11 protein-coding genes are annotated in these 12,675 nt (G+C 40.6%); all 11 read left to right on the top strand.

Going from position 1 to position 12,675, the window contains the following annotated elements; translation table 11 throughout:
• Positions 1-11 precede the first annotated feature (11 nt).
• Positions 12-959, top strand: a complete 948-nt coding sequence (gene trxB / locus HNQ80_RS03210) for a thioredoxin-disulfide reductase (protein ID WP_184308135.1) — start codon at positions 12-14, stop codon at positions 957-959.
• A 57-nt stretch (positions 960-1,016) separates the two neighbouring features.
• On the top strand, positions 1,017-1,337 hold the full coding sequence (gene trxA / locus HNQ80_RS03205) for a thioredoxin TrxA (protein WP_184308134.1): 321 nt from the start codon (positions 1,017-1,019) through the stop codon (positions 1,335-1,337).
• A gap of 69 nt (positions 1,338-1,406) precedes the next feature.
• A complete protein-coding gene (locus HNQ80_RS03200) occupies positions 1,407-2,693 on the top strand; it encodes a glycine/sarcosine/betaine reductase component B subunit (protein WP_184308133.1) in 1,287 nt (428 codons plus the stop codon).
• Positions 2,694-2,736: 43 nt separating this feature from the next.
• Positions 2,737-3,207, top strand: a complete 471-nt coding sequence (grdA, locus tag HNQ80_RS03195; protein WP_184308132.1) for a glycine/sarcosine/betaine reductase complex selenoprotein A — start codon at positions 2,737-2,739, stop codon at positions 3,205-3,207.
• A 44-nt stretch (positions 3,208-3,251) separates the two neighbouring features.
• Positions 3,252-4,562, top strand: a complete 1,311-nt coding sequence (gene grdB / locus HNQ80_RS03190; protein WP_184308131.1) for a glycine reductase complex selenoprotein B — start codon at positions 3,252-3,254, stop codon at positions 4,560-4,562.
• A 234-nt stretch (positions 4,563-4,796) separates the two neighbouring features.
• A complete protein-coding gene (gene grdC, locus HNQ80_RS03185; RefSeq protein ID WP_184308129.1) occupies positions 4,797-6,335 on the top strand; it encodes a glycine/sarcosine/betaine reductase complex component C subunit beta in 1,539 nt (512 codons plus the stop codon).
• Positions 6,336-6,346: 11 nt separating this feature from the next.
• Positions 6,347-7,534: a glycine/sarcosine/betaine reductase complex component C subunit alpha gene (gene grdD, locus HNQ80_RS03180; protein ID WP_184308126.1), complete on the top strand. Its 1,188-nt coding sequence runs from the start codon at positions 6,347-6,349 to the stop codon at positions 7,532-7,534.
• 232 nt (positions 7,535-7,766) lie between these two features.
• Entirely contained in the window at positions 7,767-8,855 is a 1,089-nt protein-coding gene (locus HNQ80_RS03175; protein ID WP_184308124.1) for a BMP family lipoprotein, read from the top strand.
• 191 nt (positions 8,856-9,046) lie between these two features.
• Positions 9,047-10,579, top strand: a complete 1,533-nt coding sequence (locus tag HNQ80_RS03170; protein WP_184308122.1) for an ABC transporter ATP-binding protein — start codon at positions 9,047-9,049, stop codon at positions 10,577-10,579.
• A complete protein-coding gene (locus HNQ80_RS03165) occupies positions 10,579-11,634 on the top strand; it encodes an ABC transporter permease (protein ID WP_184308120.1) in 1,056 nt (351 codons plus the stop codon). Before HNQ80_RS03170 ends, HNQ80_RS03165 begins: the two co-directional genes overlap by 1 nt.
• A 1-nt stretch (position 11,635) precedes the next feature.
• The gene (locus HNQ80_RS03160) at positions 11,636-12,595 is read left to right on the top strand and encodes an ABC transporter permease (protein ID WP_184308118.1); all 960 of its coding nucleotides are present in this window, start codon (positions 11,636-11,638) and stop codon (positions 12,593-12,595) included.
• The last annotated feature ends 80 nt before the right edge of the window (positions 12,596-12,675 follow it).

Here is a 12,675-nt window from a genome sequence, read left to right as displayed (position 1 = left end):
GAGGTAATACTATGGAAAACATTTATGATGTAGTAGTTATTGGATCCGGACCAGCGGGCCTTTCGGCGGGATTATATGCTGCAAGAGCAAAAATGAAGACGTTGGTGCTAGAGAAAAATAAGGTAGGGGGACAAATTTCGACAACCAACGAGGTTGCGAACTATCCTGGTTCTATTCCAAACGCCACAGGTCCTAGTCTTGTTGCAAGAATGGTAGAGCAAGTAGAGGAATTTGGTGCAGAAAGAAAGAAGGATACGATCAAAGAAGTGGATTTTAGTGGCAAAATTAAAGTGATTAAAGGTGAAAAAGAAGAATATCATGCAAAAGCAGTTATCATTGCCAGTGGTGCAACACCTAAGCTAATTGGCTGTCCAGGAGAAGAAGAACTAACAGGAAAAGGCGTGTCCTATTGTGCGACGTGTGATGCAGATTTCTTCACTGATCTGGAAGTATTTGTAGTAGGTGGTGGAGATTCCGCTGTGGAAGAAGCTATGTATTTAACAAAGTTCGCAAGAAAAGTAACGATTGTTCATAGAAGAGATGAGTTAAGAGCAGCAAAATCTATTCAAGAAAAGGCGTTTAAAAATCCAAAGCTTGAATTTATGTGGAATACAGCCATCCAAGAGATCAAAGGGGATGGCGTGGTAGAGGCTGTTGCATTCAAAAACCTTGTGACAGGTGAAGTAAGTGAATACGTAGCCGACGAGAATGATGGTACTTTCGGTATTTTCCCATTCATTGGATACGATCCTTTAAGTCAGATTTATAAGGGTAAAGTAGATATGGATGCACAAGGCTATATCCCTACGGATGATAATATGAAGACAAATGTGCCAGGCGTGTTCGCGGCGGGAGATATTCGGGTGAAATCATTAAGACAAGTTGTTACTGCTGTAGCTGATGGAGCTATCGCTGCAGTTCAAGTAGAGAAATATATCGAGCATAATTTTGAAGAGTAATTTTCCGAGATTTCCTCACGATGTAAATGAAGTGGGGCTTTAAAGGAGGTGAAAAAGATGTTAGCTGTTGATAAGGATACTTTCCAACCTGAAGTTCTTGAAGCACAAGGTTTTGTATTGGTAGATTTTTGGAGTGACGGTTGTGAACCATGCAAGGCTTTAATGCCAGATGTGGAAGAATTAGCTGCAAAATACGAAGGCAAAGTAAAATTTGTTAAGTTGAATACAACTGCAGCACGAAGATTAGCCATTTCTCAAAAAGTACTTGGACTTCCTACAATTTCTCTTTATAAAGACGGAGAGAAGATTGAGGAAGTAACAAAAGATGATGCAACAAGAGGAAATATTGAGGCGATGATTCAAAAACATGTAGGTTAACCTGTTATTTATGCTGGTGAGTATACTCTCACCAGCGGCGGGTTATAAATATAAAGGGAGGTGAATTTTGTGCGCCTAGAACTAGGAAGAATCAAAATAACAGATGTTCAGTTTGGTGACACAACGAAGGTAGAAAATGGAACACTGTATGTAAACCAGCAGGAAATCGTTAACCTAATCATGGAAGACGAGCACATTAAGAGTGTGAAGGTAGAACTTGCAAAACCAGGTGAGGAAACAAGAATTACACCTGTTAAGGATGTTATCGAACCAAGGGTGAAGGTTGAAGGCCAAGGCGGTATTTTCCCAGGCGTGATTAACAAGGTTACTACAGTGGGTACAGGTCGCACCCATGTATTAAGCGGTGCTGCAGTGGTTACTTGCGGTAAGATCGTAGGCTTCCAGGAAGGTATCATTGATATGTCAGGTCCTGGAGCAGATTTTACACCATTCTCAAAAACGTACAATGTTTGCTTAGTGATTGAGCCAGTAGAGGGTTTGAAGCAACCTGACTATGAGGCTGCTGCAAGAATGGCAGGTTTAAAAGCAGCTACTTTCATCGGAAAAGCAGGAATGAATGTTCAGCCTGATGAAGTAGAAGTTTATGAGACAAAACCACTTCTAGAAAGTATTCAAGAGTATTCAAATCTTCCTAAGGTTGGTTATGTGTACATGCTTCAAACACAAGGCTTGCTTCATGACACCTATGTATATGGAGTAGATGCGAAGAAAATTGTTCCAACAATTCTGTACCCAACAGAGGTAATGGATGGAGCAATCTTAAGTGGTAACTGTGTTTCTGCATGTGATAAAAACACAACATATCATCACCAAAACAACCCAATTATTCATGATTTATATGCAAGACATGGTAAGGATATTAACTTTGTTGGTGTAATCATCACAAATGAAAACGTATATCTTGCAGATAAAGAAAGATCCTCTAACTGGACTGCAAAACTTTGTAAGTTCTTAGGGTTAGACGGAGCGATCATATCTCAAGAAGGTTTTGGTAACCCAGATACTGACCTGATCATGAACTGCAAAAAGATTGAAATGGAAGGTGTTAAGACGGTTATTGTTACAGATGAGTATGCAGGTAGAGACGGTGCATCCCAATCTCTTGCAGATTCAGATCCTAAAGCAGATGCCACTGTAACAGGCGGAAATGCAAATGAAGTTATCGTACTTCCACCAATGAAAAAAGTCATCGGTATGTTAGACTATACTGACAAGATTGCTGGTGGTTTTGATGGAAGTTTAAGACCGGATGGAAGCATTGAGGCTGAAATCCAGGTTATCACTGGTGCAACCAATGAGCTTGGTTTCAACAAGATGTCTGCTACAAGTTTCTAAGAAAGTTAATTTTTAAAATATAAAAGATGAGAGGATGGTAACCATGAATATGTTCGATGGCAAAAAAGTCATCATCATTGGTGACAGAGATGGTATACCAGGTCCTGCAATGGAAGAATGCCTAAAAGGAACAGGAGCTGAGGTAGTATTTTCTGCTACTGAGTGCTTTGTCTGAACGGCTGCAGGAGCAATGGACCTGGAGAATCAAAATAGGGTAAAAGCAATGACAGAGAAGTACGGTGCTGAAAACATTATCGTTCTTCTTGGTGCTGCTGAAGCAGAAGCTGCAGGCTTAGCTGCTGAAACAGTAACAAACGGAGACCCTACGTATGCAGGTTCATTGGCAGGAGTCCAGTTAGGACTTAGAGTATACCATGCGGTAGATGCAGAATTCAAAGAAGCTGTTGATCCAGCTGTATATGATGAGCAAATCGGTATGATGGAAATGGTTTTAGACGTTGATTCCATTATCGCTGAAATGTCATCTATGAGAGAACAATTCTGTAAATTCTAATAATAACCTAAAAATTTCCCGAAAAATAAGAGAGGGGGGAAAGTATGAGCAAGATTAGAGTTGTTCATTATATAAACCAATTCTTCGCTGGCATTGGTGGCGAGGAGAAGGCTGATATTAAGCCTGAAATAAGAGAAGGCGTAGTTGGACCTGGTGCTGCTCTAAATGCGGCTTTTGGTGGAGAAGCAGAGATTGTTGCGACTGTGATCTGTGGAGACTCTTATTTCAATGAAAATCTTGAAGAAGCTAAAACACAAATTCTTGACATGATAAAGCAGTACAATCCTGAGTTATTCATCGCTGGGCCAGCATTTAATGCAGGTAGATACGGTGTAGCTTGCGGTACAATCTCTAAGGTTGTAAAGGAAGAATTAAATATTCCTGTGGCTACTGCGATGTATATTGAAAATCCAGGTGCTGACATGTATAAGAAAGATTTATACATTGTTGAAACAGGAAATTCGGCTGCTGCGATGAGAACAGCTGCTCCAGCTTTAGCAAAACTTGCTCTTAAGCTAGTTAAAGGAGAAGAAATTAAAGCTCCTAATGTAGATGGCTATATTCCAAGAGGCGTAAGAAAAAATATTTTCTTGGAAGAGAGAGGTTCTAAGAGAGCTGTAGATATGATGTTGAAGAAGTTAAAAGGCGAAGAATATGTGACAGAATATCCTATGCCAGATTTCGATAACGTGACACCAAACCCAGCTGTAAAGGATATCTCTAAGGCAAAAATTGCCCTTGTTACTTCAGGTGGTATTGTACCAAAAGGAAATCCAAATCATATCGAATCTTCATCTGCATCTAAGTATGGTAAGTATGATATTGCTGATTTCACTGATTTAACTGAGGTAACTCATGAAACAGCTCACGGCGGATATGACCCAATTTATGCAAATGCAGACGCTGATAGAGTACTTCCTGTAGATGTTCTTAGAGACATGGAAAAAGAAGGTATCATTGGCGAATTGCACAGATATTTCTATACGACGGTAGGGAATGGTACATCTGTTGCAAACTCTAGACAATTTGCAGCGGAATTTGCAAAAGAGTTGTTGGCTGACGGTGTAACAGCAGTTATCCTAACATCCACCTGAGGCACTTGTACACGTTGCGGTGCAACGATGGTAAAAGAAATTGAAAGAGCAGGCATTCCTGTAGTACACATTTGTACAGTTGTTCCAATCTCATTAACAGTTGGAGCAAACAGAATCGTACCTGCTATTGCGATTCCTCACCCACTTGGAAATCCAGCATTGGAGCCAGCGGAGGAGAAAAAGCTTAGAAGAAAAATAGTTGAAAAAGCATTAAAGGCTCTTTCAACTGAAGTTGAAGGTCAGACAGTATTTGAAAACTAATAGATTTGCCAGCTGTTACCGCAGCTGGCAGCTGCTTAGACTAATGAATAAATGGGTGGTATATACATCACCCATTTATTGAAATTATATGTACAAGGTCGATGGAAGAGAACAAAAGATTCTCTACATTTTTTCAACTGAATTTGAGACAATATAGATTGCTAGTCTGTAGCTGCGAGCTGCGAGGGAACACCCATAGTAGCTTTGCTTTTAAAATACGCGGAGGTGAAAGGTATGAGTTATGCAGTAGTAAAGGGGACTGGATATGTTTTGGTACATACCCCTGATATGATTTATCATAATGGTACCACTCAAACAACTGAAAAATTAACGAATCCTGATTCTGAATATTTGAAAAAACTTCCTGAGCATGTTCGGTCATATGATAAAGTCGTTAATTATGCACCAAATCAGGTGTATATTGGAAATATCACACCGGATGATTTAAGACATTATGAAATGCCTTGGTTTGATAAGGATGTTGCTGGTGCAAATCGTTTTGGAAAATACGGCGAAATCATGCCTCAAGATGAATTTATTGCTTTATTAAAAGTCTCTGATGCCTTCGATTTGGTGAAACTAGATAAGAACTTCACAGCAACGGTGAAGGGTAAGATTAGTAATCATCCTTTGTTTAAGGAGGATGCGGCGAAGCTGAAAGAGGGGGAAGATCTAGAGGAAATTGAAAAGTATGTAAAAGAGCAGCATGCTGAAGGTCTGTATCAGGATGGAAAACTCATCGGTTGTGTAAAGAGAGCTCATGATATTGATCCAAACCTTAATGCCCATGTATTGTTCGAAAATCTAGTGGTGAAAGCATCTGGTCTTCTCGCATTTAAACACTTGGTAGATAAGAATAATATCAATGTAGGGGAAATCGATTATGTAATCGAGTGTTCTGAAGAGGCTTGCGGGGATATGAATCAAAGAGGTGGCGGAAACTTTGCAAAATCCATCGCGGAGGCAGCAGGGGCAGTAAATGCCACGGGTTCTGATACAAGGGGATTCTGTGCTGCACCAACTCATGCTTTGATTCAAGCTGCGTCTTTGGTTCAAGCGGGAACTTATGAAAATGTGGTGATCGTTGCAGGCGGTGCCACAGCGAAGCTGGGTATGAATGGGAAGGATCATGTGAAGAAGGGTATGCCTATTCTGGAGGATGTCCTTGGTGGATTTGCTGTATTGATTAGTAAGAATGATGGCGTAAGTCCAATATTAAGAACGGATCTGGTGGGAAGACATACGGTGGGAACTGGATCTTCACCTCAGGCGGTGATTACAGCTCTTGTAACCATGCCATTGGATAAGGGTGGATTAAAGATTACGGATATTGATAAATATTCTGTGGAAATGCAAAATCCTGATGTAACAAAACCAGCGGGAGCAGGGGATGTGCCGGAGGCAAACTATAAAATGATTGCTGCCCTAGGTGTGAAAAGGAATGAGCTGGAGAGAAGTGAACTGGGTACTTTTGTAGAAAAGCATGGTATGCCAGGCTGGGCACCAACCCAAGGCCATATTCCATCGGGGGTACCTTATCTTGGATTTGCCAGGGAGGATTTAATAACGGGTTCTTTAAATAGAGCCATGATCGTTGGAAAAGGAAGCTTATTCCTTGGCCGTATGACAAACCTATTTGATGGGGTTTCTATCGTAATGGAAAGAAACACAGGAAAAGTGGAAACGGCTGGCGCCGGTATATCTGAAGATGTTGTAAAGAGCATGATTGCAGAGGCTATGAGAGACTTCGCGTCACATCTACTAAAGGCATAGGGGTGATGAGAATGACTGAAAATAATGCAGTAAAGCAAATGATAGGGAAAGCGTTTATGGATATTGCCGATGCCATTCAAACGGGACAATTCGGCAACCGTGTAAAGGTAGGTCTGACGACCCTCGGCAGTGAGCATGGTGTAGAGAACCTTGTAAAAGGCGCAGAACTAGCTTCAAAGGGTGCAGATAACTTTGATATTGTACTCATCGGTCCTAAAGTAGATACAAGCTTAGAAATTGCAGAAGTAAATTCAGAAGATGAAATGCACAAAAAGATGGAAGAACTGTTGGACAGCCATTACATCCAAGCTTGTGTAACCATGCACTATAACTTCCCCATTGGTGTTTCTACCGTAGGTAAGGTCATTACACCGGGTATGGGAAGAGAAATGTTTTTAGCTACCACCACAGGCACTGCTTCTGCCCATCGGGTTGAAGCTATGGTCAAAAATGCCCTCTATGGGATCATCACTGCGAAAGCAATGGGGATTGAAGACCCAACCGTTGGCATACTAAACCTAGATGGCGCCCGCCAAGTAGAAAGGGCATTAAAAGAATTGAATGCCAATGGCTACAAGATCAATTTCTCAGAATCCATTCGTTCCGACGGAGGAGCGGTGATGAGAGGAAATGACTTATTAGCAGGAAGCGTAGATGTGATGGTAACCGATACGTTAACAGGTAACATTATGATGAAAGTATTTTCATCCTATACAACTGGCGGCAGCTACGAAGCCATGGGCTATGGTTATGGACCTGGAATTGGTGATGGATATGATCGAACCATTCTGATCCTATCCAGAGCATCGGGCGTTCCTGTAGTAGCCAATGCCATTAAGTACGCAGCAAAGCTTGCCCAAGGAAAGCTGCCAGTGGTTGCAAAGGCTGAGTTTACCAAGGCAAAAGCAGCCAAACTGGAAGACATATTAAAATCCCTGACAAAAGATACTAAAAAAGCACAGGTTGAAGCAGAAGAAGTGGCTGCGCCAGCAAAAGAAGTTGTAACGGGTTCCATATCGGGTATAGATATCATGGATTTAGAGGATGCAGTAAAAGCCCTGTGGAAAGCCGGTATTTATGCAGAAAGCGGCATGGGCTGCACAGGACCCATCGTTCTTGTCAGTGAAGATAAAATGCATCAGGCTGCAGAAGTATTGGGAAAAGCAGGTTTTGTGGCAAAAGAAGGCGATGTGTGTTAATCATAAAAACTCCAGCAAAAGCTGGAGTTTTTATAATAAGTATATGACATATTTTCATGCTTAGGTATATAAACATATAGTAGGCTTGTATGGAAATTTAAGGAAGGATTAAACAAAAAATATTTTTTTTATGAAGAGAAAGGATTTTTCCATATCTTTGTAGAATTCTTATTAGCTATATTGTCTAGGGGAAAAGACAAAGAAATGGACAAAAAATGAGGAGGAAGAGTACATGTTTAAAAAAAGTATGGCTTTATTACTAGTAATGATGCTGCTTGTAGGACTAATGGCAGGTTGTGGCCAAAAGGCTCCTGAACAACCAGCGCCAGCAGCACCTACTGAGGAGGAAAAGACAGATATTACAGTTGGTTTTGTTACAGATATCGGTGGTATCGATGACAGATCATTCAATCAAGGAACTTACGAAGGTATCAAAGAATATGCTGGAGAAAAAGGTTGGAAAGAAGGACAAGAATATAAATATATTCAATCAAACGAAGAAGCGGATTACATCCCTAATCTTAGCGCTTTTGGTGACGAGGCCTATAATCTTGTTATCGCAGCTGGATTCTTATTCGAAAATGCTATGAAGGAAGTAGCACCACAATATGCAGATACTAATTTTGCAATCATTGACGCAGTGATTGACGCCCCTAACGTTGCTTCAGTAGTTTTTGCTGAAGAGCAAGGTTCATTCCTTGTTGGAGTTGCAGCAGCAAAAGCAACAAAAACAAAGAAGGTTGGATTTGTGGGTGGAATGGACTTCCCATTGATTAGAAAGTTCCACGCAGGTTTCGTTGCTGGAGTTCACTCTGTAGATAAATCTATTCAAGTAGTAGACCAATATGCAGGTGACTTCGGTAATCCAGGAGCAGGACAACAAATCGCTTCTACAATGTATGCACAAGGTGTTGACGTGATCTATCATGCAGCTGGTGGAACTGGAAACGGTGTTATCAACGAAGCAAAGAACAGAGTTGAGAATGGCAAAGAAGTATGGGTAATTGGTGTTGATAAAGATCAATATGAAGACGGTAAATTAGCAAGTGGTAAGTCTGTTGTATTAACATCTATGATGAAGAGAGTAGACGTTGCTGCTTATAGCATGATCGAAGCCCAAGAAAAAGGCGAGTTCCCTGGTGGAAAAACAACAGCTTTAACATTAAAAGAAGATGGCGTTGGTATACCAGCTGAAAATCCAAACTTAGCAGCTGACATCGTTACTGAAATCAATTCTTACAAAGACAAGATCGTTGCAGGAGAGATCGTTGTGCCTACAACTATGGATGAATTAAAAGCTTTCGAAGCAAATCTTAAATAAATTTAAAGCAGCACACAATTTAGCAGTCTATGTAAAAAGGCCCATAGTATATGGGCTTTTTTTATAATACAAGAAAGCATACTTTTCTATACTATAAAATCTTTAACATTATGAAATAATATGGAAAGCCAATAGATTTTATTGTATGATTAGATAGTGGTAAATCTGAGTTAGAAGCGAGGGTCGTAATCATGGAATATATTATCGAAATGCTCAATATTAGAAAAGAATTTCCGGGAATCGTAGCGAATGATAATATAACTTTAAAGCTTAAAAAGGGTGAGATTCATGCATTGCTGGGAGAAAACGGTGCAGGAAAATCTACGCTAATGAGTGTATTGTTTGGCCTTTACCAACCGGACAAAGGTGAAATCAAAGTTAGAGGTAAAAGCGTTAACATTAGCAACCCTAATGTTGCCAATGAGCTTGGTATCGGGATGGTGCACCAGCATTTTAAGCTGGTTCACAATTTTACTGTTACTGAGAACATTATTCTAGGACAAGAGCCCACCAAAAGTGGGAAAATTGATATTGAAAAAGCTACAAAAGAGATCGAAAAGCTATCCAAGGAGTATGGCCTTGAAGTAGATCCATCATCAAAAATTGAAGATATCACCGTTGGGATGCAGCAAAGGGTTGAAATTTTAAAGATGCTTTATCGGAATGCAGAGATTTTAATATTTGATGAGCCTACTGCTGCCCTTACACCGCAAGAAATTACGGAGCTTATTCATATCATGAAAAGGCTCGTAGAAGAGGGTAAATCCATCATATTAATTACCCATAAATTGAAGGAAATCAAAGAAGTTGCAGATCAATGTACGATTATTAGAAGAGGAAAATACATTGATACGGTGGATGTAAAGACAACTACTGCTGATGTCATGGCATCCATGATGGTTGGAAGAGAAGTCAGTTTTAGCGTAGATAAAGAAGAGGCAGATCCTAAGGATACTGTGCTAAAGATTACTGATTTAATTGTTAAAGATTCGAGGGGACTGAAGGCTGTAAATGGATTGAACCTGGAAATCAGAAGAGGAGAGATTCTAGGAATCGCCGGGGTTGATGGAAATGGTCAAACGGAGCTATTGGAAGCAATTTCAGGATTGAGAGAAGCTGAGTCTGGAAGCATACAATTGTTGGGGAAAGATATAACGAAAATGCCAATACGGCAAAGAACAGAGATGGGAATTGGTCATATTCCCCAAGATAGGCATAAACATGGACTTATATTGGATTTTAAGTTGGCAGAAAATATGGTATTGCAAACATATTACAAACAACCCTATTCAAAAAATGGTATTTTAAATAGAAGCGCGATCAATGATAAAGCAGGAAAACTCATCGAAGAATTTGATGTAAGAAGTGGACAAGGGATTAACACGAAAACCAGGGCTATGTCTGGCGGAAATCAGCAGAAGGCCATTATAGCCAGAGAGGTAGACCGAAGTCCGGAACTCCTCATCGCAGGACAACCCACAAGAGGGTTGGATGTAGGTGCAATCGAATTTATTCATAAGAAATTAATTGAAGAGCGTGATAAGGGGAGAGCTGTTCTCCTGGTTTCTCTTGAACTAGACGAAGTAATGAATGTAAGTGATCGAATAGCAGTAATCTTTGAGGGCAGAATTGTTGGGACTGTCGATGCAAAAGAAGCGACGGAGCATCAACTTGGCCTTATGATGGCTGGCTGCGAAGATCCACGGAAGGATGGTGATCAATAATGATAAGGTTTTTGTCCAATGAAAAAAACCACACATTTTTAGTACCGTTGATATCTGTTCTTTTAGGATTTTTGGCCGGGGCAATCGTTATGATGATCACAGGAATTAATCCCATTGATGGATACAGAGCTCTTGTTAAAGGCGTATTGGGAAATCCAAGGAAGTTTGGTGAATGGGTTGTAACGGCAACACCTCTAATCCTTACGGGTTTAGCGATCGGCTTTGGATTTAGAACTGGACTTTTTAATATTGGTGCAGAAGGACAATTGATCGTAGGTTCTTTTGCTGCGGTAGCTGTAGGGATTCTGATTGAAGCACCTAGAATTATCCATCTTCCATTGGTTTTGATTGCTGCTGCTGCGGCAGGAAGTATTTGGGCATTTATTCCGGGTATTTTAAAGGCTAGATATCGGGTTCATGAGGTGGTTGTAACCATCATGTTGAATTATACAGCGCTGCATCTGGTTAACTATGCCATAAAGATGCTGCCAGGAAGCTCAAAAACGAGGACCTTGGACATACACATGTCAGCAACTTTGAACAATGCCTTCTTATCCGAAATCACTGGGCGTTCCAGACTTCACCTAGGGATATTTATTGCACTCATCATGGCAGTTATATTTTGGTATATTATTGAAAAAACTTCTTTTGGATATGAACTGCGTGCGGTAGGCTTTAATCCCGACGCATCTCAATATGCGGGTATGCGCGTAAATAGAAATATTGTTTATTCTATGATGATCTCAGGTGCCTTTGCTGGTTTGGCTGGTGCCATGATTTCTATTGGAACATTTAACTATGCCAGGGTAATTGGTGGTTTTGAAGGATATGGATTGGATGGAATTGCCGTAGCTCTTCTAGGTAGCAATAGTGGGCTAGGGATTGTGATTGCCGGGTTTTTATTTGGAGCGCTGAAGGCAGGCTCAAGTGCCATGGCGCTGGCCAGTGTTCCAAAAGAAATTGCTGAAATCATCATGGCTTTCATCGTTTTATTTGCAGCCATGAATTATGGAATTAAAACATTGTTACTCAGATTAGGAAAGGAGGGGAAATAAGATGGACATTATGCAGCTTATCAGTATCGTAATCCCCTTAACTTTGGCTTCTGCTACACCAATTATTTCTGCTTCCTTAGGCGGACTCTTCAGTGAACGGTCAGGGGTTGTAAATGTTGGACTTGAAGGACTCATGATGATCGGAGCCTTTGCGGCTGCCACCACTACCGTCTTAGTAGAAACTTCCATGGGACCGATGAGTCCTTGGATCGGAATTCTCACAGGCATTATTGCAGGCGGATTGTTAGCCATCGTCCATGCTTATGTGAGTATAAACCTTCGGGCAGATCAAGTAATCAGTGGTACGGCTATCAATCTCCTTGCAGGAGGCATTACAATTTACTTGGCGCAGATTATTTTCAAACAGCAAAGAACTGTTGCATTCTTATATGGTATCAAGAAGCAAGATATACCTGGATTATCGCAAATCCCCGTGTTGGGTAACTTGTTTTTTCGTCAAGTACATGTTACATCTTATTTAATTATTTTAACTGTATTCATTGTATGGTATATCGTTTATAAGACTCCTTTTGGATTAAGACTTAGGGCGGTTGGAGAACACCCTGGCGCTGCGGATTCCATGGGGATTAATGTGTATCGAATGAGGTATATAGGTGTTATTCTTTCCGGAATGCTTGCTGGGCTAGGTGGATCTATCATGGTGCTGACTCAAGATATCCAATATACCTATGCAACAATTCATGGTACGGGTTTTATCGCCTTAGCAGCATTGATATTTGGTAAATGGCATCCCATCGGTGTATTGCTTGCGGGGCTATTCTTCGGCTTCTCTCAAGCATTGGGTGTAGTAGCATATCAAATACCGCTTTTAAATAAACTGCCGCAAGAATTCTTCTGGGCATTCCCATATATACTCACCATCATAGCTTTAGTAATTTTTTCAGGAAAAGCAGTTGGTCCAAAGGCTGCCGGGCAGCCTTATGAAAAAGGAGAGAGATAAAGACAAGGCAAATGCCTTGTCTTTATCTTTAATGTGTAGAAAAACAATCTTGGAACAAGCTTTATTTAACAATCGTTTAA

The organism is Anaerosolibacter carboniphilus, assembly GCF_014205875.1.
GTDB classification, from domain to species: Bacteria; Bacillota; Clostridia; order Peptostreptococcales; family Thermotaleaceae; genus Anaerosolibacter; species Anaerosolibacter carboniphilus.
The sequence above is the reverse complement of the archived record's forward strand: the minus strand, read 5'-3'. Positions and strand labels throughout refer to the sequence as shown.

Excerpts from the sequence above, each read along its gene's own strand:
- grdD (WP_184308126.1), top strand. The coding sequence starts at position 6,347 with ATGACTGAAAATAATGCAGTAAAGCAAATGATAGGGAAAGCGTTTATG.
- HNQ80_RS03170 (WP_184308122.1), top strand. The coding sequence starts at position 9,047 with ATGGAATATATTATCGAAATGCTCAATATTAGAAAAGAATTTCCGGGA.
- grdC (WP_184308129.1), top strand. The coding sequence starts at position 4,797 with ATGAGTTATGCAGTAGTAAAGGGGACTGGATATGTTTTGGTACATACC.
- trxA (WP_184308134.1), top strand. The coding sequence starts at position 1,017 with ATGTTAGCTGTTGATAAGGATACTTTCCAACCTGAAGTTCTTGAAGCA.
- HNQ80_RS03165 (WP_184308120.1), top strand. The coding sequence starts at position 10,579 with ATGATAAGGTTTTTGTCCAATGAAAAAAACCACACATTTTTAGTACCG.
- HNQ80_RS03175 (WP_184308124.1), top strand. The coding sequence starts at position 7,767 with ATGTTTAAAAAAAGTATGGCTTTATTACTAGTAATGATGCTGCTTGTA.
- trxB (WP_184308135.1), top strand. The coding sequence starts at position 12 with ATGGAAAACATTTATGATGTAGTAGTTATTGGATCCGGACCAGCGGGC.
- HNQ80_RS03160 (WP_184308118.1), top strand. The coding sequence starts at position 11,636 with ATGGACATTATGCAGCTTATCAGTATCGTAATCCCCTTAACTTTGGCT.